Annotated in this window: 25 protein-coding genes; 15 read left to right on the top strand and 10 right to left on the bottom strand. The window is 69.5% G+C overall.

From position 1 onward, the window contains the following. Positions 1–34: 34 nt before the first annotated feature. Entirely contained in the window at positions 35–1,021 is a 987-nt protein-coding gene (locus DC434_RS00815) for a hypothetical protein (RefSeq protein ID WP_116633382.1), read from the top strand. Further along, on the top strand, positions 1,018–2,142 hold the full coding sequence (locus DC434_RS00810; protein ID WP_116633381.1) for a hypothetical protein: 1,125 nt from the start codon (positions 1,018–1,020) through the stop codon (positions 2,140–2,142). The genes DC434_RS00815 and DC434_RS00810 overlap by 4 nt, the downstream gene beginning before the upstream one ends. Positions 2,143–2,403: 261 nt before the next feature. Here the strand turns inward: DC434_RS00810 and DC434_RS00805 are convergent, their stop codons facing one another. Next, on the bottom strand, positions 2,404–2,796 hold the full coding sequence (locus tag DC434_RS00805) for a DUF779 domain-containing protein (RefSeq protein ID WP_116633380.1): 393 nt from the start codon (positions 2,794–2,796) through the stop codon (positions 2,404–2,406). Between the two features lie 82 nt (positions 2,797–2,878). After that, complete coding sequence (locus tag DC434_RS00800) at positions 2,879–4,429, bottom strand: aldehyde dehydrogenase family protein (protein ID WP_116633379.1); 1,551 nt, start codon at positions 4,427–4,429, stop codon at positions 2,879–2,881. 191 nt (positions 4,430–4,620) lie between these two features. Here DC434_RS00800 and DC434_RS00795 point away from each other — a divergent pair, with 191 nt between their 5' ends. Then, positions 4,621–5,487 (top strand): alpha/beta hydrolase, encoded by an 867-nt coding sequence (locus DC434_RS00795; protein ID WP_116633378.1) that lies wholly within the window; start codon positions 4,621–4,623, stop codon positions 5,485–5,487. A 22-nt stretch (positions 5,488–5,509) separates the two neighbouring features. Here the strand turns inward: DC434_RS00795 and DC434_RS00790 are convergent, their stop codons facing one another. Beyond that, complete coding sequence (locus DC434_RS00790; protein WP_116633377.1) at positions 5,510–6,841, bottom strand: GAF domain-containing protein; 1,332 nt, start codon at positions 6,839–6,841, stop codon at positions 5,510–5,512. 172 nt (positions 6,842–7,013) lie between these two features. Here DC434_RS00790 and DC434_RS00785 point away from each other — a divergent pair, with 172 nt between their 5' ends. The 4 genes from DC434_RS00785 to treZ are packed head-to-tail and all read left to right on the top strand — an operon-like array spanning position 7,014 to position 13,645. Then, positions 7,014–7,316 carry a hypothetical protein gene (locus DC434_RS00785; protein ID WP_116633376.1) on the top strand — a complete coding sequence of 101 codons (303 nt, stop codon included), beginning with the start codon at positions 7,014–7,016 and terminating at the stop codon, positions 7,314–7,316. Further along, positions 7,313–9,523: a glycogen debranching protein GlgX gene (glgX, locus tag DC434_RS00780; protein WP_116633375.1), complete on the top strand. Its 2,211-nt coding sequence runs from the start codon at positions 7,313–7,315 to the stop codon at positions 9,521–9,523. Before DC434_RS00785 ends, glgX begins: the two co-directional genes overlap by 4 nt. After that, the gene (gene treY / locus DC434_RS00775) at positions 9,520–11,868 is read left to right on the top strand and encodes a malto-oligosyltrehalose synthase (protein WP_116633374.1); all 2,349 of its coding nucleotides are present in this window, start codon (positions 9,520–9,522) and stop codon (positions 11,866–11,868) included. Before glgX ends, treY begins: the two co-directional genes overlap by 4 nt. A gap of 13 nt (positions 11,869–11,881) precedes the next feature. Further along, positions 11,882–13,645 carry a malto-oligosyltrehalose trehalohydrolase gene (treZ, locus tag DC434_RS00770; protein ID WP_116633373.1) on the top strand — a complete coding sequence of 588 codons (1,764 nt, stop codon included), beginning with the start codon at positions 11,882–11,884 and terminating at the stop codon, positions 13,643–13,645. Here the strand turns inward: treZ and DC434_RS00765 are convergent. After that, a complete protein-coding gene (locus DC434_RS00765; RefSeq protein ID WP_116633372.1) occupies positions 13,642–14,040 on the bottom strand; it encodes a hypothetical protein in 399 nt (132 codons plus the stop codon). The two genes, treZ and DC434_RS00765, sit on opposite strands and share 4 nt — an antisense overlap. A 143-nt stretch (positions 14,041–14,183) precedes the next feature. Here DC434_RS00765 and DC434_RS00760 point away from each other — a divergent pair, with 143 nt between their 5' ends. Beyond that, the gene (locus DC434_RS00760) at positions 14,184–14,693 is read left to right on the top strand and encodes a hypothetical protein (protein WP_116633371.1); all 510 of its coding nucleotides are present in this window, start codon (positions 14,184–14,186) and stop codon (positions 14,691–14,693) included. A gap of 8 nt (positions 14,694–14,701) precedes the next feature. Here the strand turns inward: DC434_RS00760 and DC434_RS00755 are convergent, their stop codons facing one another. After that, positions 14,702–15,295, bottom strand: a complete 594-nt coding sequence (locus DC434_RS00755) for a short chain dehydrogenase (protein ID WP_116633370.1) — start codon at positions 15,293–15,295, stop codon at positions 14,702–14,704. Positions 15,296–15,378: 83 nt separating this feature from the next. Further along, positions 15,379–15,822 (bottom strand): DUF6069 family protein, encoded by a 444-nt coding sequence (locus tag DC434_RS00750; protein ID WP_116633369.1) that lies wholly within the window; start codon positions 15,820–15,822, stop codon positions 15,379–15,381. A 108-nt stretch (positions 15,823–15,930) separates the two neighbouring features. Here DC434_RS00750 and DC434_RS00745 point away from each other — a divergent pair, with 108 nt between their 5' ends. Genes DC434_RS00745 through DC434_RS00735 form a run of 3 tightly spaced genes read left to right on the top strand, consistent with a single transcriptional unit; the run spans position 15,931 to position 17,926 of the window. Continuing rightward, a complete protein-coding gene (locus DC434_RS00745; protein ID WP_116633368.1) occupies positions 15,931–16,542 on the top strand; it encodes a TetR/AcrR family transcriptional regulator in 612 nt (203 codons plus the stop codon). Continuing rightward, complete coding sequence (locus DC434_RS00740) at positions 16,539–16,895, top strand: MerR family transcriptional regulator (protein WP_116633367.1); 357 nt, start codon at positions 16,539–16,541, stop codon at positions 16,893–16,895. Before DC434_RS00745 ends, DC434_RS00740 begins: the two co-directional genes overlap by 4 nt. A gap of 35 nt (positions 16,896–16,930) precedes the next feature. Next, entirely contained in the window at positions 16,931–17,926 is a 996-nt protein-coding gene (locus DC434_RS00735) for a zinc-binding dehydrogenase (RefSeq protein WP_207769862.1), read from the top strand. A 34-nt stretch (positions 17,927–17,960) separates the two neighbouring features. On the opposite strand, the gene DC434_RS00730 is transcribed toward DC434_RS00735, so the two are convergent. Further along, on the bottom strand, positions 17,961–18,107 hold the full coding sequence (locus tag DC434_RS00730; protein ID WP_207769861.1) for a hypothetical protein: 147 nt from the start codon (positions 18,105–18,107) through the stop codon (positions 17,961–17,963). 3 nt (positions 18,108–18,110) lie between these two features. Then, positions 18,111–18,266, bottom strand: coding sequence for a hypothetical protein (locus DC434_RS20035; RefSeq protein ID WP_165807950.1), 156 nt, complete (start codon positions 18,264–18,266; stop codon positions 18,111–18,113). A gap of 147 nt (positions 18,267–18,413) precedes the next feature. On the opposite strand from DC434_RS20035, the gene DC434_RS00725 reads away from it, so the two are divergent. From DC434_RS00725 to DC434_RS00715, 3 genes are all read left to right on the top strand, one after another. Further along, a complete protein-coding gene (locus DC434_RS00725; protein ID WP_116633366.1) occupies positions 18,414–18,983 on the top strand; it encodes a dihydrofolate reductase family protein in 570 nt (189 codons plus the stop codon). Positions 18,984–19,100: 117 nt separating this feature from the next. Further along, entirely contained in the window at positions 19,101–19,427 is a 327-nt protein-coding gene (locus DC434_RS00720; protein WP_116633365.1) for a plasmid stabilization protein, read from the top strand. After that, positions 19,414–19,806 (top strand): PIN domain-containing protein, encoded by a 393-nt coding sequence (locus DC434_RS00715; RefSeq protein ID WP_116633364.1) that lies wholly within the window; start codon positions 19,414–19,416, stop codon positions 19,804–19,806. The genes DC434_RS00720 and DC434_RS00715 overlap by 14 nt, the downstream gene beginning before the upstream one ends. A 7-nt stretch (positions 19,807–19,813) precedes the next feature. Here DC434_RS00715 and DC434_RS00710 read toward each other — a convergent pair whose 3' ends face one another. After that, entirely contained in the window at positions 19,814–21,241 is a 1,428-nt protein-coding gene (locus DC434_RS00710; RefSeq protein WP_116633363.1) for a CCA tRNA nucleotidyltransferase, read from the bottom strand. A 23-nt stretch (positions 21,242–21,264) separates the two neighbouring features. Next, positions 21,265–21,558 carry a hypothetical protein gene (locus DC434_RS00705; RefSeq protein WP_116633362.1) on the bottom strand — a complete coding sequence of 98 codons (294 nt, stop codon included), beginning with the start codon at positions 21,556–21,558 and terminating at the stop codon, positions 21,265–21,267. 174 nt (positions 21,559–21,732) lie between these two features. On the opposite strand from DC434_RS00705, the gene DC434_RS00700 reads away from it, so the two are divergent. Then, a complete protein-coding gene (locus DC434_RS00700) occupies positions 21,733–22,542 on the top strand; it encodes a CPBP family intramembrane glutamic endopeptidase (protein WP_116633361.1) in 810 nt (269 codons plus the stop codon). Positions 22,543–22,568: the final 26 nt, after the last annotated feature.

The raw sequence follows: 22,568 nt of genomic DNA, 5'->3' as shown, positions 1-22,568 counted from the left end.
ACGCCTCTTACCGTAACGCCGGTACCGTGGTCGCATGGAGTGGATCGCAGACACGAGCATCGGAGCATGGCTCCGCGAGCGCCTCGACGACGGCCACTCGACCATGCACGGCGTCGTCCCGCACGGCTTCCCCGCGTATGCCCGGGTCGTCCATCCCGCGATCGTGCGGTCGCTGCCGGATCGCCCCGTGCCGTCGCCCGTCGAGTGGGAGGGCCTCCCGGATGCCGAGCGGCAGCGCCTCCTCGAGCAGTTCGTCGACGAGCCCGCGACGTGGGCCGAGACCGCCGCGGCCTTCGGCACGACCATGCATCCCTTCGCGCAGTGGCGGCGGATCGTCCGCACCCCGGATGGCGAGGACTGGCGCGCCCGCATCTCCCCCGACGGCCGCGAGTTCAGCGCACCGATCGAGGGCGGGCTCGGTGCCGAGATGCTGGCCGCGATCGCCGGGCACCTCGTCGCTCACACGAGCACGCCGGATGCCGGATTCGCCGCGCTCTGGGAGGGCTACGGCGGTCTGCTCGGCTTCTTCGGCGAGACGCCGTCGCAGACGTTCCTCCCCTTCACCGACGATCCGAACCACCAGGCGATGCTGAACCGCAGCACGCGGGATCCGTTCAACAACGTCTTCCGCAAGCCCACCTGGCAGGACGGCATCCTCTCGCGCGAGGTCTCCGAGGGACCGCGTCTCTCGCTGCCCGACCGCGACCATGTGCTGTTCTCCGCGCCGCCGCGCCTGTTCGCCGACTCGGGGTGGGTGCGGGAGGTGCCGTGGCGCGACCCTTCGACAGGCTCAGGGACCGCGGGCGAAGGGGACGGCTTCCCGCCCTCTGCCCTGAGCCCCAGCATCCTCTGGCCGGAGGACCGCGCGTGGGTGATGGTGTCCGAGATCGACTTCGACTCGACGATCGTGGCGGGTCCGGATGCCCTGATCCGCGAGATCTGCGCCGACGACCGTCTCGAGGCGGCGCAGATCCCCGAGGGCACCGACCTGACCTGGGACGCCGACCGGGTGAACCGATGACAGCGCCGCAGCCCCCGATCACGTTCGACGCCCGACCGCTCACCGATCCGGTCGATGCCGCAGCCGTCCGGGCGTTCACCGCCGAGCTGCGGGCGCGGCAGTCGACGACCGTCTCGACGTCGACCATCATCGGCATCGTGGCCGTGTCGGTCGCCGGCGTCGTGGTGCTGCCGATCTTCGTGACGATCATCCTCAGCCTGGCGTCCGCGAGCGGGTCGTCCGGGATCGCGGCGGTCCCCCTGGTGCTCATCGGCCTGGTGCTGATCGCGGTGGTCCTGATGATCTGGCTCGGCGTGCGCAACGGGCAGGCGACGCGGTACCGGCTGAGCCGCTTCGCCCAGGCGAACGGCATGTCGTACGAGGCGAGGATCGCCGATCCCCCGCTGCCCGGCATGATCTTCAGCCTCGGCCGCTCCCGTCAGTCGACCGACCTCGTCCGCGGCACGCACCCCCGTTTCGTCGAGTTCGGCAACTACCAGTACACGGTGCAGTCGGGGAAGAACTCGACGACCTATCGCTGGGGATACGTGGCCGTGAAGCTCGACGTGCCGCTGCCGAACATCGTGCTCGACGCGAACGGCAACAACAGCTTCGGATCGAACCTGCCCGCGTCGTTCCAGAAGGAGCAGCGCCTATCGCTCGAGGGCGACTTCGACCGGTATTTCACGCTGTACTGCCCCACGGGGTACGAGCGCGACGCGCTCTATCTGTTCACGCCCGACATCATGGCGAGGTTCATCGACAACGCCGCCCAGCTCGATGTCGAGATCGTGGACGACTGGCTGTTCCTCTACACGCAGCGCAAGGTGTCGACGCTCGACCCCCCCACCTGGGCGTGGTTGTTCGGTGCGGTCGGCGCGCTGCTGACGAAGTTCGATCAGTGGGCGCGGTGGCGTGACGAGCGCCTGCTCGCCGAGAGCGCGGGTGCCGTCGCGGCGACGGCATCCGTCCCTTCTCCGGCGATGAGCGCGCCGCTGCCGTTCGCCCCGCCGGTCGGTCTGCTCACGCCTCCGCCGGGCGTCGCGCCGCAGGGGCGCCGGCTGAAGCGCAGCACGACATGGCTGCCGATCGTGGTCGTGATCGGGTTCGCCCTCTTCTGGTTCTGGAGCCGGCTGAACTGAGGCGGCCGGACGCACCGGAGACACGGAGGGGGAGTGTGGGGGTGGGTGTCGGCTGGGGACCGAACTCCCACCCCATCCCCCCTCGGGATCGAAAGAAGATCGACTCTCCCTCCGCATGACGGCTTGCGCCGTCCGCGCCCGCGGTCAGCTGGGGACTGACGCTGCTCGGCGCATACGTGAATGGTATACCGGGGCAGGTTGCAACGGGTTGCGTCCATGCACCCGCATGCGGTCTGCGGATCACGCGTGTCTCTTCCGGCATCAGGGGGTGAGGCCGAAGTACTCCAGCTCCGCCTCGTTCAGCATGCGCGATCGGATGAGGAACCGCATGCCCGTGGGCCCCTCGACGCTGAAGCCGGCACCGCGTCCGGGCACCACATCGATCGTCAGGTGCGTGTACTTCCAGTACTCGAACTGCGACCCCGACATGAACACTTCGACCGGGCCCTCGAGTCCGACGTCGAGGGCACCGAGGAGGACGTCGCCCGGTCCCGTGATGAACATGCCGACGGGGTAGCACATGGGCGACGAGCCGTCGCAGCATCCGCCGGACTGATGGAACATCAGCGGACCGTGCTGCGCGCTGAGCTCGCGCACGAGGGATGCCGCGGCATCCGTCACGTCCACCCGCTGGTACGTGCCGATGGTGACCATGTCCGTGCCTTTCGAGGTCGGTCGTTGAGCGAGCGGAGCGAGACGAAACGCCCCGCTCGCTCAGCGGCCCATCGGATCGAGCTCAGAAGAAGCCCATCGGGCCTTCCGCGTACGAGACGAGGAGGTTCTTCGTCTGCTGGTAGTGGTCGAGCATCATCTTGTGGTTCTCGCGTCCCACGCCCGACTGCTTGTATCCGCCGAACGCGGCGTGCGCCGGGTACTGGTGGTAGGTGTTCGTCCAGACGCGGCCCGCCTCGATCGCGCGGCCGGCGCGATAGGCGGTGTCTCCGTTGCGGCTCCAGACACCGGCGCCCAGACCGTAGAGGGTGTCGTTGGCGATCGAGATCGCATCGTCGAAGTCGTCGAACGAGGTGACCGACAGCACGGGCCCGAAGATCTCCTCCTGGAAGATGCGCATGTCGTTCGTGCCCTCGAACACGGTCGGCGCGACGTAGTAGCCCTCGCTGAGATCGCCGCCGAGATCGACCCGCTCGCCGCCGGTGAGCAGACGCGCGCCGCCCTGCTTCCCGATGTCGATGTAGCTGAGGATCTTCTCCAGCTGGTCGTTCGACGCCTGCGCGCCGATCATCGTCGCCGGGTCCAGCGGGTTGCCCTGCACGACCTTCTTCACCCGCTCCAGGCCGTCGGAGAGGAAGCCGTCGTAGATCGACCGCTGGATGAGCGCGCGTGACGGGCAGGTGCAGACCTCGCCCTGGTTCAGCGCGAACATCGTGAACCCCTCGAGCGCCTTGTCGTAGAAGGGGTCGGCGGTCGAGCGCGCGACGTCTTCGAAGAAGACGTTCGGGCTCTTGCCTCCGAGTTCGAGCGTCACCGGGATGAGGTTCTGCGAGGCGTACTGCATGATCAGGCGGCCGGTGGTGGTCTCGCCGGTGAAGGCGACCTTGCGGATGCGCTTGTGCTGCGCGAGCGGGGCGCCCGCCTCGATCCCGAACCCGTTGACGATGTTCACGACGCCGGCCGGAAGCAGGTCGCCGATGATGTCGAAGAGGAAGAGGAGGGATGCCGGAGTCTGCTCGGCCGGCTTGATGACGACGCAGTTGCCCGCGGCGAGCGCGGGCGCGAGCTTCCACACCGCCATGAGGATCGGGAAGTTCCAGGGGATGATCTGGCCGACCACGCCGAGCGGCTCGTGGAAGTGGTACGCCACGGTGTTCTCGTCGAGCTGGCTGATGCCCCCCTCCTGCGCCCGCAGCACTCCGGCGAAGTAGCGGAAGTGATCGACCGCGAGCGGGATGTCGGCGGCGAGGGTCTCGCGCACCGGCTTGCCGTTCTCCCAGGTCTCGGCGACGGCGATCTCCTCGAGGTGCTGCTCGATGCGGTCGGCGATCCTGTTCAGGATCACGGAGCGCTCGGCCGGGCTGGTCTTGCCCCAGCTCGCGAACGCCTTCCAGGCGACATCGACCGCGCGGTCGATGTCCTCGCTCGTGCCGCGGCCGACCTCGGTGAAGGGCTTGCCGTTGACCGGGCTGACGTTCTCGAAGTACTGGCCCTTGACGGGATCGACGAACTCGCCGCCGATGTAGTGGCCGTAGCGGGCACGGTAGTTCGCGAGGGCGCCCGGTCGTCCCGGGGCCGCGTAGGCGGTGGACACGTCTTCTTCGACGATGGTCATCGTGACTCCTTCGACGGGCCGCGCTTCGGTGCGGCGGCTGTTGTCACGAAGCTACGTCGCAGGACGTTGCACCCCGGTGCGCAACGTTGCAGGGGGTTGCAGTGCCCTCCGACTCCGGCAGGGGCCCTGGTGCGCCGCTGCTCCGACGACATAGCATCCTGGGAGATCGCCCGCGATGGAGGAGGCCCTCAATGACGCAGCACACGCTCGATCTCCCGGATGTCGACCTGGTCTACGACGTCCACGGCCCTCTCCCGGCGACAGACGCTCATCCCCCGCTGCTGATGATCGGCCAGCCCATGGACGCGAGCGGCTTCCGCGACCAGGTGAGGCTGTTCGAGGACCGGACGGTCATCACCTACGATCCTCGTGGTCTGGGCCGGAGCATCCGCAAGGACGGCGGGGTGACGAACGAGCCCGAGACCCAGGCCGAGGACCTCCACGCTCTCATCGAGGCGCTCGGTGCCGGCCCCGTTGACCTGTTCGCGAGCAGCGGCGGGGCGGTGGCCGCCCTGGCACTCGTCACGGCGTACCCGCACGATGTCGTGACCCTGGTCGCCCACGAACCGCCGATCGACAGCGTGCTGCCGGATGCCGAAGCCGTCCAGCGAGCGCGCGCGGCGTACACCCAGGTCTATCAGGACAAGGGCTGGGGAGCCGGGATGGCCGCGTTCATCGCGATGACCTCGTGGGAGGGCGAGGTCACGGACGAGTACTTCGCGCAGCCGGCACCGGACCCGGCGGCGTTCGGGATGCCGACCGAGGACGACGGCACCAGAGAGGATCCGCTGCTGTCGAAGCGATCCTGGGCGGTGTGCCTGTACGAGCCGGACATCGAGGCGCTGAAGGCGTCGCCGACCCGGGTCGTCATCGCGGTGGGCGAGGAGTCGAAGAAGGTCTACACCGGCCGCACCGCGATCGCGTTGGCGGAGCAGCTCGGCCAGGAGGCGACGGTCTTCCCGAGCCACCACGGCGGCTTCCTGGGCGGCGAGTTCGGCTACGCCGGTCAGCCCGAGGCCTTCGCCGTCAGGCTCCGCGAAGTGCTCGACCAGGGCTGAGACCGCGAGGCCCCGACCGCGGTCAGCCGCGGTCGAGGCGCTCGATCCGGGCGACCAGCGCTGCGCGCTTCGGCGAGCGCGCCGGGAGCATCTCGAGCGCGAGCCGCAGCGCCTCGGCGTCGCCCTGCCCTTCGGGGATCTCGGCGTAGGCCAGCAGCACGTCGAGGCTGGCCTCCGAGAGCATGACCTCGCGGAGCGCGCCGCGAACGGACTCGCGGAACTCCTCCACGCCGGGCGACGTCGACTCGGGGAGCACGGGACCGCGATACGCGGTGAGCGCGACCCGGTGCGCGCCGCGGTCGAGCAGCGAGAGCACGTCGTGCGCGTCGGTCTCGAGCGCCACCGGCAGTCGATACGGCCGCGACTCCGGCACCAGATCGGGGGCCGTGCGCTCGAGCACCTTGCGCAGGCGCACCATCTCGGGTCGCAGGGTGTCAGGAGAGACGCCGGGGCCGTACACCAGCTCGCAGAGCCGCTCGGCGGAGAGGCCCTGGCGGTGCACGGCGAGCATGAGCAGGATGGCCGCGTGCCGGGCGCTGAGCTCGATCATCGACTCGTCGTGCTCGGATTCGGTCTCCAGCCGTGCGCGATCCCTGCCCAGCACGTGCAGCGTCGCCCTGGCGGTCTTCAGCGTGCGGGCTCTCACCGGCGTCGGACGCTGCCGGGCGGTCTCGCTGCGCTCCCGGAGGCGCGTGACCATCAGCTCGGACTCGACGGCGCGCGCCGTGGCGTCGACGAGCAGGCGCGCCTGCGGGGACACGACCTCGGAGCCGCCCGTGATGTCGATCACGCCGAGCACGCGCTGCGTCTCGGGGTCGCGCACCGGAGCGGCCGTGCACGACCACGGATGCACGAGGCGGTTGTAGTGCTCGGCTCCGCGGATCTGCACCGACTGCCCGAGCGCGAGCGCGGTTCCGGGGGCGCTCGTGCCGACGGCATCCTCCGACCAGTTCGCTCCCGCCACGAACCCCATGTCGTCGGTGAGCGACCGCAGCTGCCGGTCTCCCTCGATCCAGAGCAGCCGTCCCGCCTTGTCGCCGATCGCGATGATGACGCCCGAGTCCTCCTCGGTGTCCGGCAGCAGCAGGGCGCGGATCATGTCCATCGCCGAGGCGAGCGGATGCGCGAGCCGATAGTCCTCGAGCTCCTCGGTGTGCAGGTCGAGAGGCGGCGGGCCTTCCGGCCCCACCCTCCCCCGCCAGGATCTCTCCCACGACTCCCGTACGAGGGGGCGCACCTCCTGCAGGCGGCGATCGTCGAGGTTCCCCGCCAGCATCTCCTCGTGAGCGCGCTCGATGAGCAGCCGCGATGCGTGGGGCAGCGCGTCGCGCGAGACCTGCCACGGTGCAGACACAGCGTTCTCCGATCGTCGAAGATGGTGCGTTTTCCTCAGTGTAGGAGCCGGATGCCGCGGGCGAAACCGGTATATCGGTGTGTCCGTAGCGGGTTCCCGGCCTCCTGGCAATGCCGTTCTCAGAATCGCCGAGCCCTTCTACCGTGAGGAACATCCCGAGTCAGGAGGTCTCATGTCCGTCAGAACCCCCGTCCCCTCCGGCTCCGAAGTGCGCGCCGCGCACGAGCCGGTCCCGTCGAATGAGCAGCAGCGCCCGGCGACGCCCACGGCCGAGCTGTTCGACTTCGACCGCTACGTCGTGAGCCAGGACGGCCCCATCGGCTACGTCGAGGTCGTCTCCCCCGTCTTCGTCTGCTACCTGGGCCACCCCTATGCGCTGGCAGAGGAGATCGCGCAGGTTCTCGACTTCGACCGCGCGGTGCAGATCGTCGCAGAGCGGGCCGCCACGTCGCGGCGGCCTAAGCTCGCCCCATGAGTCACGAGATCTGGCCTGGATCGGCATACCCCCTCGGAGCGACCTTCGACGGACAGGGAACGAACTTCGCGCTGTTCAGCGAGGGCGCGGAGAAAGTGGAGCTGTGCCTCTTCGACGACGACGGCGGCGAGCAGCGTGTGACGCTCACCGAGGTCGACGCCTTCGTCTGGCACGGCTACCTCCCCTCGGTGCAGCCGGGGCAGCTCTACGGGTACCGGGTGCACGGTCCCTTCGCCCCCGCCGAGGGCAAGCGCTTCAACCCGAACAAGCTCCTCCTCGACCCGTACGCCAAGGCCGTCTCCGGCCGGATCGAATGGGGACAGGCCCCCTTCGGATACGACTTCGGCGACCCCGATTCCCGGAATGACGACGACTCGGCGGCATCCATGGTGAAGGGCGTCGTCATCAACCCGTTCTTCGAGTGGGCCGGCGACCGCCTGCCGAAGACGCCCTACGCGCAGACCGTCATCTACGAGGCGCACGTCAAGGGGCTGACGGTCCGACACCCCGACGTGCCGGAGGAGCTCCGCGGCACCTACGCCGGCATCGCGCACCCCGCAGTCATCGAGCACCTCGGCCGCCTCGGAGTGACCGCTCTCGAGCTCATGCCGGTGCATCAGTTCGTCGACGACTCGGTCCTCGAGGACAAGGGACTGTCGAACTACTGGGGCTACAACACGCTCGGCTTCTTCGCACCGCACAGCGGCTACTCGTCCAGCGGCGAGCACGGGCAGCAGGTGCAGGAGTTCCGGGCCATGGTCCGCGCCCTGCATGCCGCCGGGATCGAGGTCATCCTCGACGTCGTCTACAACCACACGGCCGAGGGCAACCACCTGGGTCCGACCCTCTCGATGCGCGGCATCGACAACGAGGCGTACTACCGCCTCGAGAAGGACAAGCGCTATTACACGGACTACACGGGCACGGGGAACAGCCTCAACGCGGGCAGCCCGCACGCACTGCAGCTCCTGATGGACTCGCTCCGCTACTGGGTGACGGAGATGCACGTCGACGGCTTCCGCTTCGACCTCGCGTCGACGCTGGCGCGCGAGTTCTACGACGTGGACCGCCTGTCGACGTTCTTCGAGCTCGTGCAGCAGGATCCGGTGGTCTCGCAGGTCAAGCTCATCGCGGAGCCGTGGGACGTCGGCCCCGGCGGATACCAGGTCGGCAACTTCCCGCCCCAGTGGACGGAGTGGAACGGCAAGTACCGCGACACGGTCCGGGACTTCTGGCGCGGAGAGCCACAGGCTCTCGGCGAGTTCGCGTCGCGCCTGACCGGTTCGGCCGACCTCTACGAGCACTCGGGGCGCCGCCCGGTCGCGTCGATCAACTTCGTCACCGCGCACGACGGCTTCACCCTGCGCGACCTCGTCTCCTACAACGAGAAGCACAACGAGGCCAACGGCGAGAGCAACAACGACGGCGAGAGCCACAACCGCTCCGACAACATGGGCGTCGAGGGTCCGACGGACGACGAGGCCGTGAACCGTCGACGGGCCCGCCAGCAGCGCAACTTCCTCGCCACGCTGCTGCTGTCCCAGGGCGTGCCGATGATCTCGCACGGCGACGAGCTCGGACGCACCCAGCGGGGCAACAACAACGGCTACGCCCAGGACAACGAGACGACCTGGATCGACTGGGAGTCGGCCGATCTTCCTCTCGTCGAGTTCACGGCCGCCGTCGCCCGCCTCCGCCGCCGGCATCCGACGTTCCGGCGCAGCCGGTTCTTCAACGGCCGTCCGGTGGAACTCGACGACGAGCGCATCGCCGACGTGGTCTGGCTGCGTCCCGACGGCAGCCCGATGGCGCCCGCCGACTGGGACTCCGGCTTCGGCCGCCTGGTGGGCATGTTCCTCAACGGCCAGGGCATCCGCGAGAAGGATCTGCGCGGCCGGGCGGTCACCGACGTCAACTTCATCGTCTACTTCAACAGCGGCGACGAGCCCGTCGACATCGTGCTCCCGGACGAGCGCCACGGCGAGCACTGGCACGTGGCCGTCGACACGGCCGGCGAGATGGCCGACGGATCGGACCATGCGGCCGGCACGCAGCTGACGATCGAGGCGAAGGCGCTCCTCGTGCTGCAGGAGGTCGACGGTCCGGAGCCGTCGACGGACGACTCGGTGGACGCGTCCCTCCGGATGCAGAACGATCAGGCGGACGGCGTGGCACCCGCGCCGAGAGCGGAGCAGGCGACCTCATGACACAGCGGCCCCTCTCGACGTATCGACTGCAGATCAGTGATCGGTTCCCGCTCGACGATGCGGCCGCCGTCACCGAGTACCTCGCCGATCTCGGCGCGGGCTGGGCATATCTGTCGCCGCTCCTCGCCGCGGTGCCGGGCTCGAACCACGGGTACGACGTCGTCGACCACTCCCGCGTCGACCCCGATCGCGGCGGGGCCGAGGGGCTGGAGCGCTTCGCTGCCGCCGCCCGCGCCGCCGGGCTCGGCATCCTGGTCGACATCGTGCCGAACCACGTCGGCGTCGCGAAGCCGCGGCTGAACAGCTGGTGGTGGGATGTGCTGCGACTCGGACGCGCATCGCGGCACGCGGTCGCGTTCGACATCGACTGGCCGGCCGGAGGCGGGAGGCTGCTCCTGCCGATCCTGGGCGCCGCGCCCGACGAAGTCGTCGCGAACGGCGAGCTCGTGGTCGACGCCTCCCCCGCCGACGACGCACCGGACGGCACCCTGACGTACTACGACCACGTGCTGCCGCTGGCCCCGGGGTCGGGAGAGCACGCCGACGACCTCCCCGCGCTCCTCGCCGCCCAGCACTACGAGCTGCGGTTCTGGCAGGACCAGAACACCGCGCTCAACTACCGGCGCTTCTTCGCGGTGGTCGAGCTCGCCGCCATCCGGGTGGAGCTGCCCGACGTGTTCGCGGAGTCCCACCGGGAGATCGTGCGGTGGGTGCGCGACGGCCTCGCCGACGGCATCCGCGTGGATCACCCCGACGGACTGGCGGATCCGGGTGGCTACCTCGAGCAGCTGGCGGATGCCACGGGCGGGGTGTACACGCTGGTCGAGAAGATCCTCGAGCCGGGCGAGCCCCTGCCGTCCTGGTGGCGCACCGACGGGACCACCGGGTACGACGCGCTCGCGGAGCTCGACCGGGTGCTCGTCGACCGCGACGGGGTCGAGGCGCTCGATCGGCTCGATGCACGCCTCCGCGCGGAGACCGGTTTGCCCGAGGCGCAGCCGTGGCCGGACCTCATCCACACCACCAAGCGGATGATCGCCGACGAGCTGCTCGCTTCGGAGGTGCATCGCCTGGTCCGCACGCTCCCGCACGGCGTCGTGCACGCGGAGGATGCTCTCGCCGAGCTGCTCGCCTGCTTCCCGGTCTACCGCTCGTACCTGCCCGACGGCATCGCGCACCTGCAGCATGCGTTCGCGGAGGCCCGACGGCGGCGCCCGGATCTCGCGGAGGCGTTCGACGAGCTGGAGCCGCTGCTCGCGGATCCGTCGCTGGAGGTCGCGCAGCGCTTCCCGCAGACGAGCGGGGCGGTCATGGCGAAGGGAGTGGAGGACACGGCCTTCTACCGGTGCACGCGTCTGGGGACGCTGACCGAGGTCGGTGCCGATCCGTCGATCACCGCGCTGTCGGTCGACGACTTCCACGAGGCGCAGGCGGCTCGTCTGGCCGCGTGGCCGCATTCGATGACGACGCTCTCGACGCACGACACGAAGCGCTCGGAGGATGTGCGGGCCAGGCTCACGGTGCTGTCCGAGATCCCCGAGCGCTGGGCCGAGGTGCTCGACGAGCTCCGCGAGGTCGCCGGCACCGGGCATGGTCCGCTCGACGCCCTGATCTGGCAGGCCGCCGTCGGCGCCTGGCCGCTCTCGTCGGAGCGGCTCCTGGAGTACGCCACGAAGGCCGCGCGCGAGGCGTCGGAGTCGACCGCATGGCAGCATCCGGATGCCGCCTTCGAGGAAGGTCTCGCTGTGATCGCGCGGTCGGTCGAGGGCGACGCCCGCGGCATCCTCGACCGCTTCGTCGCCGAGATCACGGATGCCGGGCGCTCGAACTCGCTGTCCGCCAAGCTGCTGCAGCTCACCGGCCCCGGGGTCCCCGACGTCTACCAGGGCAGCGAGCTGTGGGACCTGTCGCTCGTCGACCCGGACAACCGCCGCGCGGTCGACTTCGCCGCTCGGGCACGACTGCTGAAGGAGGTCGACGCTGACGCGGCGCGCGGCATCCTTCCTCCGGTCGACGACTCGGGCAGGGCGAAGCTGCTCGTCACGTCGCGCGCCCTGCGCCTGCGTCGCGACAACCCCGAGCTCTTCCGCGTCTATCGCTCCGCGGTGATCGAGGGCGCCGCCGCCGAGCACGGCGTCGCCGTCCATCGCGGAGGTGTGACCGCGGTGGCGACGCGCCTCCCGGTCGGGCTGGCCCGGCGCGGCGGCTGGGGCGACACCGTCCTGATGCGCGCCGACGTCCCGGGGACGGACGTACTGACCGGGCGACGGATCGAGCGGGGACCCGTACGTCTCGCAGACCTCCTGGCGACGTACCCGGTGGCGTTGATCGAGGACGCCCGGTGATCGGACTCGCACGGTGATCGAGGTCTGGGCTCCGCGCGCACGACGGATGCGGGTGCGGCTGCTCGACGGCGACGGCGCGACGATCGAGGAGCGGGAGCTGGATGCCCGGGCGGAGGGCTGGTGGGGCATCGATCTCGCTCTCGCCGACGGCGACCGATACGGCTTCCTGATCGACGACGGCGAGCAGCTGCGCCCCGATCCGCGTTCGCGACGGCAACCCGAGGGGGTGCACGGCCCGTCAGCGGCATTCGACCCGGCGGACTTCGCCTGGACGGATCACGCGTGGACCGGTCGGCAGCTCGCGGGCGGACTGATCTACGAGCTGCATCTCGGCACCTTCACGTCGGAGGGCACGCTCGACGCGGCGATCGGACGCCTCGGTCACCTCGTCGACCTCGGCGTGACGCACGTGGAGCTGCTGCCGGTCAACGCCTTCAACGGCGTCTGGAACTGGGGCTACGACGGCGTGCTCTGGTACGCGGTGCACGAGGGGTACGGCGGTCCGCGGGCGTACCAGCGGTTCGTGGATGCGGCGCATGCGTGCGGACTCGCGGTGATCCAGGACGTGGTCTACAACCATCTGGGCCCGAGCGGGAACTACCTGCCCGAGTTCGGTCCGTATCTCCGGTCGGGCGACGACACCGGCTGGGGCGACTCGGTCGATCTCGACGAGCGGGCCGTGCGCGAGTACATCGTCGACAACGCGCTGATGTGGCTGCGCGACCTCCACGTCGACGGTCTGCGGCTGGATGCCGTGCACGCCCTGCACGACGAGCAGCCGGTGCACATCCTGCGCGAGCTCGCGGAGCGCGTCGACGCTCTCTCGACGCAGCTCGATCGTCCGCTCAGCCTCATCGCGGAGTCGGATCTGAACGACCCGACCCTGATCCTTCCTCGAGAGGCCGGCGGCTACGGACTCACGGCCCAGTGGTCCGACGACTGGCATCACGCCGTGCACGTCGCCCTCACGGGAGAGACCGCCGGGTACTACGCCGACTTCGCCGCGGAGGATGCCGTCGCCAAGGTCTCGGAGGGTGGGTTCTTCCACGACGGCACCTTCTCGTCGTTCCGCGGGCGCCCGCACGGCTCGCCGATACCGCGGGAGGTCCCGTCCTGGCGTCTGGTCACGTTCGCGCAGGATCACGACCAGATCGGCAATCGCGCTGCGGGCGACCGCCTGTCCGCGACGCTCTCGGCCGAGCGGCTCGCGGTCGCCGCGGTGCTCACCCTGACCGCGCCCGGCACACCCATGCTGTTCATGGGCGAGGAATGGGGCGCCTCGACGCCCTGGCAGTTCTTCACCTCGCATCCCGAGCCCGAGCTCGGCCGCGCCGTGTCGGAGGGGCGCAAGGCCGAGTTCGCGAAGATGGACTGGGACACGGATGCCGTGCCCGACCCGCAGGACCCGGCGACGTTCGAGCGCTCGCACCTCGAGTGGCGCGAGCTCGCGGAACCCGCCCACGCGCGGCTGCTCGCCCTGTATCGGGAGCTCGCGGCGCTGCGGCGGGAGCGCCCGGAGCTGACGGATCCCGATGCGTCACGCACCGAAGTGTCCGTGCAGGAGTCCGACGGCTCCCCTGCGCATCGCGTGTACCGGATCGACCGCGGTGGGCTCGCGGTGCTGGTCAATCTCTCGAGCGGGTCGGCGGAGTTCGGACTCGCGGCGGATGCCGCGGTGCTGATCTCGACCGCACCGGTCGTGGCGGATGCCGGAACGCTGCTGCTGCTGCCGGACTCGGCCGCTGTCGTCGGGCCGACGCTGCGGCGCTCGACCTAGTTCCAGAAGACGGGAAGGAACGATGCGGCGAAGCCGATGACGGCCGCTCCGAGCATCACGAACGAGATCGTCATGCAGGCCCGCTCGAAGGGGGACCGGGCTTCGAGGCGCAGACGCTCGGGATCGCGGTCGGCGACGTAGCCGAACGGCTCCGCGGTGTCGGCGAGGTGGCGTGTCTCCGAGGGCGTCAGCGCTCTCGTGTACGTGCGGTCGCCCGCCGACCAGAGCGCCATCGGCCGATCCTCGAGGTCCTCGAGGACGGTGATCCTGATGCGGGTGTGGCCGCCTTGGATGCTGCGCGTCAGCAGAGCGATCAGGAGCAGCGGGAGGCCGACAATGAGGCCGACCCAGCCGATGACCTCACCCACCACGCCGATGCTGTCGATGATCTCCACGGTCAGCCCGACGGCGGGGTCTGCGGCGAAGTGATCACGGAGCCGAGCCTACCCGCGGTGACCCGATGACGGTTCGCAGGAAGGCCGCATGGGTTCCGTGTGGAGGCGTTCCCCGTGCGTCGTCCCGCACCTAAGACAGAGACATGACTCTCACCGAGATCCTGCCCACGATGCGATTGAGCATCCCGTCCCCGCTCGCCGTCGACTCCTGGCCGGTGCACACCCAGGCGACCGTCTCCGACGTCGTCGTCGCGGGCGTCTCGCTCATCAGGCTCGCCGAGGTCAGCGGCACCCCTGCCGTGCTCACCGGGGACCTTCCTCGTCCGGGGCGACCGCGCGAGCGCGCACTCACCGGCGGGACCGACGTGACCGTGCTGGTCTTCCGCATCACGCTGCGCGTGGACACCCAGGAGGACAAGAGGATCGCCCTGACCGACTGCAGGTTCGAGGGCGTCACCGCGCAGTGGAGCGAATGCCGGCTCATCGGACGCGCCTCGTGCAGCAGGAGCGCGCGCATCGAGCTCATCCCCGGCGACGTCGGCGATGCGTCGTGGCCGCATCCGGTCGCGATGCTTCCGGGGGATCTGCGCGAAGGAGACCTCGTCGCCGTGCCCTGCCTCGGAGCCGTCGCCCTGCACGATGTGCGCCCGTGATCCTTCCGTCAGACGGCGAGGACCCGGCCGTTGATGACGCCCTCGACGGCGCGCACATAGGCGGTACCCACCTCGTCGTCCGTCACGGGGCGGTGTCCGGGGAAGGCGGCGTGATAGCCGGGCGAGTTCGCGAGCACGTCGGGCGAGACGGCGTTGATGCGGATGCCGCGCGGCGCCTCGGCGGCCGCCGTGAGCACGAACGACTCGAGGGCCCCGTTCGCCATCGCCGCGGCTGCCCCGGTCGCGATCGGCTCGCGGGCCAGCACGCCGCTCGTCAGCGTGATCGACCCGCCGTCGCGCACGTGCGCGAGGGCCTGCGAGAGGACGTCGATCTGCGCGAGGGTCTTCTTCGTGAACGCGGCGAGAAAGTCGTCGCGCGTGAGTTCGGTGAGCGGCTTGAAGCCGACGGAACCGACCGCGACCACCACGGCGTCGAGGTCGCCGACGGCGGCGAAGAGCTCACGGACGGATGCCGGGTCGGTGACATCGACCGAGGGGTCGGAGCTCCGCGAGGCTCGGATGACCTCATGCCCACGGTTCTCGAGAGTGGACGCGACGACGCCGCCGATGCTGCCTGTCGCGCCGATCACCAATGTGCGCATGTCCGGGTTCCCCTCCGTCGAGCTCCCCGCGCGACGGCCGCGCGCGGAGTCTCCAACGTACCTCCCGAGGGTGTGCACACGGGTCAGACGGTGCGCGCCGGCATCCGCATCGCGAGCGCAGAGGCCGGCACGGCTACGGCGACGACGACCACATGCATCAGCATCAGGGCGACCACCGCGGACGTGGTGGTGCCGGGGATGAACCCGAAGGCGAGGAGCAGCGCGTCTGGCACGAACGACAGCACCGTCAGGACCGGCACCAGGACTCGGAGCGTGCGTCGTGGATCGCGGGCGCGGCGGTGGACGAGCACCCATCCCGCCCACCCGGCAGCGACACCGAGAGTCGTGAAGAGGCCGTAGGCGGGAAGGGTGAGCGGGCCGTAGGTCGATGGTGCGCCCGCCGCGATCGCGACGGCGGCGATGGCCGCGTTCACGGCGACGGCGACGATCACGGCGGTGATGAGGATGACGGCGGTACGGAGCCGGGGTCGCGATGCGACGCGCTCGGCGGTGGGTGATGCGGTCATGGCGTGCTCCTTGGTCGGTGAAGATGGACCGAGGAGGTATTACGGTTCTCAACGGTCCCGTTATTGCATTACGGTACCAGCCGGTCCCGGAATGTACAATGGGTGCTCATGGACAGTGGCGAAGAGTCGAGAGCATCGGGTCGTCCGCGCGATCCCGAAGTCGAGCGCGGCATCCTCCTCGCCACGCAGGATCTGCTGGTCGAGAGCGGATATGCGGGAACGACGATCGCCGGCGTCGCTCAGCGGGCCCAGTGCGGCAAGTCGGCGATCTACCGACGGTGGAGCTCGAAGGTCGATCTCGTCGTGGCCGCCGTGCGCGCCCTGCACATCACGACCGAGACCCCCGACACCGGAACCCTGCGCGGGGATCTGATCGCCGCCGCGATGCACTTCGCCCGATCGGACGAGCGCTCGGGACACGTGCTCGCGAGCCTGCTGAGCGAGATCGGACGCGACCCGGAGCTGCGTGACGTGGCATACCGGACCATCGGCGAGCCTCCGGTGGCCGCACTGGTCGCCGTGATCGAGCGGTGGATCGAGCGCGGCACGGTTCCCGCCGACGTGCCGGTGGCGCTCGTCGCCGGCATCGTGCCCACCGCGGCCTTCGGCAGCGTGATGCTCCGTCAGCGCTCCCTCGAGGCCGAAGCGGTCGCGGAGCTCGTCGACTTCGTGCTGCTCCCCGCGCTCCGCGTGCCGGCCGCACGGGCGGTCGAGGAATGAGGATCTCCGAGGCCGCGTCGATCAGCGGCACCAGCGCGCGATCGCTGCGGTACTACGAGGACCAGGGCCTGATCGTGCCCGGTCGCACGGAGGGCGGATACCGCGACTACTGTGCAGGGACCGTGGATCGCGTGCTCACGATCCGCTCTTTGCTCGACTCCGGCCTGCCCGTGCGACTCATCCGACGGGTGCTGCAGGAGACGCAGGGGCAGCACGTCACCGACGAGGAGCTGCTGCGCGACGTGCAGCGCTATCGCGATCGCCTCTCCGTGCGCATCGCCGCGCTTCGGGAGCAGGAGGACGCTCTCGATGCCTACCTCGACGAGTTGGAGAGCCGGGTCGACGGGGGTTGACCTTGCCACTGGTGGCAGGCTCGTAGATTCGCGGCATGCGCGACACTCACACCGACATGCGTGCCCTCGTTCAGCAGACACTCGACGGTCCCGAGGACCTGATCCTCATGCGGGTGCCCCGACCCCGACCCGCGCCGGGTGAGTATCTGATCCGGGTCGGCGCCGCGGGCGTGAACTTCGCCGACGTCTCGCAGACCCGTGGGCTCTACGGCGGCGGTCCGCAGGCGCCGTATCGCGCGGGCTTCGAGGCGGTGGGGGAGATCGTCGAGATCGGCCCTCGCGTCGCAGACCCGCTGCCTCTCGGCACGCGCATCATCGGGAGCGGGCCGGGTGCTTTCGCCGAGTACGCGGTGGCGACGGCGGCGGAATCGATCAGGGTACCCGCGGACTGGAGCGACGCGCAGACCCTCGGCATGATCCTCAACTGGGCGACCGCGTCCGCCGCGTTGCGCACCGTGGGCGGTCTCGAACGGGGAGAGACGGTCCTCATCCACGCTGCGGCGGGTGGCGTCGGTCAGGCCGCGGTCCGTCTCGCCCGCCACCACGGTGCGCGCGTCGTGGCATCCGCGGCATCCGCGAAGCACGATGTGCTCCGGACGCTGGGAGCCGACGTGATCCTCGACAGCCGACGGCCCGATCTCGGGGAGACGGTGCTCCACGCGGTCGGACCCGTCGACCTCGTGCTCGAATCCGTCGGACAGGCGACTCTCGGCGTCAGCCTGGCGGTCGCGAAGCCCTTCACCGGACGAGTGGTGATCTTCGGCTCCGCCTCGGGCCCCGCCCGTGTGTCGACGCAGGAGCTGATCTTCGAGCATCACGCACAGCTGCGCGGCCTGCACATCGGCGCGCTGGCAGCCGCGGCGCCCGCCGCGTACCGCGATCTGCTCACGGAGCTCGACGATCTCATCGCGCAGGGCGTCTACACCCCCGGCTCCGCGCAGATGCACGCGCTCGACGAGGGCCCCGCGGTGCTCGCCCGACTCGAAGCCGGGTCGACGATCGGCAAGCACGGCCTCGATCCCTGGCGCTGAGTGCGTCCGACGGGGTGCGCGCGAGGCGTTCCGTTCAGTCCTGACTCTCGCCTTCGACGACGGCTTCCTCCGCCGCCTCTTCGGCCGCAGCGCCCTCTTCCGGGGATTCCGCTCCTCCGCTTGAGGCGGATGCATCCGATGCTGCCTCGCCAGGCTGCCGTGCGGCATCGTTCGTGTTCATGATCTAGCCTCCCGACGGGTTCTCGAGGGGTTTCCCGTTCTCGTCCGTCGTCTCCTCGTCGAGAAGCTCCTGGACGTCGTCAGGAGTGCCACCTGCCGGCACCTCGGCCGCTTCGACCGCATCCGGGTTCTCCTTCTGATTCCGCTGATCGCTCATCATCCGGCGAACGTACGCGCACCCCTCACGCGCGTCGAGGGGGTTGACGATGCTGCTCGAGCGGCAGCGGCAGGGCAGATCAGCTCCGGTTGCGTAATCACTACATCCGTTGTAGTTTCAACTGCGACAGCTGTTGTGAATGGAGAGATCATGCGAGAACTCGTGTACTACGTCGCCGTCAGCCTCGACGGCTTCATCGCCGGACCGCAGGGCGAATTCGACGCGTTCCTCATCGAGGGCGACCACATGGACGCGATCAACGATCGCTTCGCCGACACCATCCCGACGGATGCCGCCGCCGCTCTCGGCATCCATCAGGAGCGCACCGAGTTCGACACCGTGCTGATGGGGTGGAACACCTACGCGATCGGCGGAGTGCCGAGTCCGTATCGCCACCTCCGGCAGATCGTCTTCAGCCGCACCCGCACGGCGGAGGGTGAGAACCTCCAGGTGACGGCCGAAGATCCGCGGGCCGTGGTCCAGCGGCTCAAGCAGGAGGAGGGCGGCGCGATCTGGCTCTGCGGCGGCGGGGAGCTCGCCGCCACGCTCGCCGAAGAGATCGACCGACTCGTCCTCAAGCGGCAGCCGCTGCTGTTCGGAGACGGCATCCCGCTGTTCGGCGACCGCCCCTACCGACCCGAGCGGTTCGAGCCCGTGGAGACGACCGCGTTCCGGACCGGTGTCGTCGTGTCCGAGCTCGTACGCCGACGCGAAGGATGACCGCCGACGGCAGCTGAGCACGTTCGAATAGGCCGGAATACGATTCGGCCAGCAGGGCTGAAGCTCTTCTCCGGGCTGGTGCGGATTGCTAGCATTGTGCTGTCAAGGAGGTGCAGCATGGCGACGGTGACGATCCGGAACCTGAGCGATGAGGTGGTGGCCGCGCTCAAAGAGCGCGCACGGCGCAACTCCCGCTCCATGGAGGCCGAAGCCCGCGAAGCGCTCATGCGCGTCGCGAAGGGCGAGGACCTCACGAGCGGTGCGGAGGAACATCTCGCCGCACGAATCCGACCGCGATGGTCTGTGCCGGCGAACGAGCTGATGGCGCGAATCGCTCAGAGCCCCCCACCTCCCGTCGACGCTGAAGCCTGGCTCGCCGACATCCGTGCAGACGACGATGCCGAAGACTTCCGCGATCCCTGGGACCGGCATGCTGCTTCTTGACACGTCAGTGCTCATCGACGTGGAAAGGGTCAGCCTTCCCGACGAAGCGCTCGCCTTCAGCACAGTGACATATTCCGAGTTGTTGTTCGGTATCGAGGCCGCGGCGACCGAAGCGCTTAGCCGTGAGCGCACCACACGAATGGCATGGCTTCGAGACACCCTCGAGGCGGAGTGGCTGCCTTTCGACACCTTTGCCGCCGAGAGCTGTGCGCGGCTCGCGGCACGCGTCGCGCGGCAGAGGCCGCGCCATGCGCGGAGCAAGGACATCATGCTTGCGGGGCACGCGGCCGCGATCGGCGCCCGCATCGCCACTCTCAACCCCAGAGACTTCGAGCTCGTCAGCGATTTCGTCGAGATCGTCGTGCCCGAGCTTCGCTGAGCGCAGGTCAGGCGCGCGCGGCCCACCAGTCGCGCAAGCGCTGCTCCGCGACCTCGGCTCCGAGCACGCCCTCGTCGAGCCGCAGATCGAGCAGGAAGCGATAGGCCTCGCCGACCTCGCGGCCGGGCTTGATGCCCAGGACCTTCTGGATGCGATTGCCGTCGAGCTCGGGGCGGATGGAGTCGAGCTCCTCCTGCTCGCGCAGCGCCGCGATCCGAGACTCGATGTCGTCGTAGGCGCTCGCGAGGCGTCCGGCCTTGCGCTTGTTGCGCGTGGTGACGTCGGCGCGGGTGAGGATGTGCAGCCGCTCGAGCCGCTCGCCGGCGTCGCGCACATAGCGGCGCACCGCGGCATCCGTCCACGTTCCCTCGGCGTAGCCGAAGAAGCGCAGGTGCAGCTCGATGAGGGTGGCGACGGCATCCGTCGTCTCGGTGTCGAAACGCAGTGCCTGCAGGCGCTTGCGCGCCATGCGCGAGCCGACGATGTCGTGGTGGTGGAACGTCACCACGCCGCCGTCTTCGAGCTTGCGGGTGCGCGGCTTGCCGATGTCGTGCAGCAGGGCGGCGATGCGCAGGGGCACGTCGGGTGCGGCACCGGGATGCCGGGAGTGCTCGAGTTCGATCGTCTGCTTGAGCACGGTGAGCGAATGCTCGTAGACGTCCTTGTGGTGGTGGTGCTCGTCGACTTCGAGACGCAGAGCACTGACCTCGGGCAGGAACTCGTCGATCAGGTCGGTCTCGACCAGCACGCGGATGCCGCGCACCGGGTCGTCGGTCTGCATGAGGCGCACGAGCTCGGACTGGATGCGCTCCGGGCTGACGATCTCGATCGTCTTCCGCAGCTGCGCGATCGCGTCGAAGGTGTCGTCGTCGACGCGGAAGCCGAGCTGAGCGCTGAAGCGCGCGGCGCGCAGCATCCGCAGCGGGTCGTCGCCGAACGAGACGTGCGGATCGGCGGGTGTGCGCAGGATGCCGGCGAGGAGGTCCTCGACCCCGCCGGTCGGATCCACGAGCTTGACGGACGGGACCTGCAGCGCCATCGCGTTGACCGTGAAGTCGCGGCGCACGAGGTCGCCCTCGATGGAGTCTCCGAACTCGACGGTGGGCTTGCGGGTCACGCCGTCGTAGCTGTCGGCGCGGTAGGTCGTGATCTCGACCTGCTCGCCTTGCACGCGTGCGCCGATCGTGCCGAACGCACGGCCGATGTCCCAGTGCGCCGTCGCGATGGGCTTGACGATCTTGAGGATCTCGTCGGGCGACGCGTTCGTGGTGAAGTCGAGGTCGTGCGTCTCGCGACCGAGCAGCGCATCGCGCACCGGTCCGCCGACGACCGCGAGATCGAACCCGGCATCGGCGAACGCCGCAGCGAGGGTGCGGACGACCGGATCCTCGGCGAGCGCGCCGAGACGGAGGAGGCCGTCGGCCATGTTGAGCATGGGTTCCAGCGTACCGGGGCGGGTCAGAACAGCGGATTCTCGCCCTTGGCCTGCGCGATGGCCCGGGTGCGGGCCTGCATCAACCGCACCAGGAACATGCTCAACAGGAACCCGCCGAGCAGTGCGACCGCCACGATGTACCAGATGCCGATCTCGGGATCGATCAGCCCGAACCCGTAGATCACAGCGACGAGGACGGCGAGCACAGCGCCCTCGACGAGCGCGAAGGTGACGAAGAGACGGGTCTGGCGGCGCCCGAAGTCCGCGACGACCTCACGGACGCGGGCATCGATCGAGGAGTCACCGGCGTAGGTCATGAGCCCAGGGTAGCGAGCACGCCGACCCGCCGGGCAGCGTGAGAGGCCGCGCGGATTTATGGATCCCCCGAAACGAACCGCTGGTTTCCCGCGTTCCGGCGGGCCGGCGCCTCTCCCTAGAGTCCTAGACGCGCGGGGTGCCCGCGGCCGTTCCCCACACGAACCGAGGTCATCATGACTGCGTCTTCCCCACGCCCGAGAACTTCCCGCTCGATCACCGCCGACGTCACGTGGTTCTTCGCGATCGCCGTCCTACTGTGCTTCGCGCTGTCCGTGCCGATGGTGTTCCGGTTGGTCCCGGAAGACGTCAACAACCTGATCACCCCGCTCCTGCAGCTCACACCCCTGCTCGCCGCGATCATCATGTGGCTCGTCCGACGGCCCGGGACGTTCCGGCAGACCTTCGCCACGGGCTGGCGCGGCACAGCCCGGTGGATCGGGATCGGCATCGCCATCATCGCCGCGATCGCCGCGATCCAGACCGCGATCGCCCTGACGGCGGGGATCTGGCAGCTCAACCCTCTCGAACAGATCGCCGCCGCGACCATCTGGGTCGTCCCGGTACTGCTCATGCAGTCGATCTTCGCCATCGGCGAGGAGTTCGGCTGGCGCGGGTGGCTCGTGACGCGCGCCGCATCGTGGGGCTTCTGGCCCTTGGCGCTCGTCAGTGGCCTGGTCTGGATCGTCTGGCACCTGCCCGTGCTCGCCGTCATCGGCGATCGACCGTTCTGGGACATCGTCATCTACTTCGCGGGCATGCTGCCCTGGGCGCCGCTGCTGCTCGCGCTGCGCTGGCGGTCGGGGAGCGTCTGGCCGGCAGTTCTGACGCACGGCGCCATCAACAGCATCCGGGTCTACCTGCTGCAGTCCGTCCCGAACGCGACGGATCACCTGCTCATCGAGGTGATCGGCTGGGTGCTCACACTCGCGGCGGCCGCGTGGCTGATGCGTCCGAGCAAGGCGCGGTTCGTCGAGGCGAGCTAGACGGCACCGGATGCCGCGGCATCCGC

The organism is Microbacterium sp. TPD7012 (assembly GCF_003075395.1).
In the GTDB taxonomy this organism is placed as follows: Bacteria; Actinomycetota; Actinomycetes; order Actinomycetales; family Microbacteriaceae; genus Microbacterium.
This window is presented reverse-complemented; position numbering and strand designations above follow the sequence as displayed.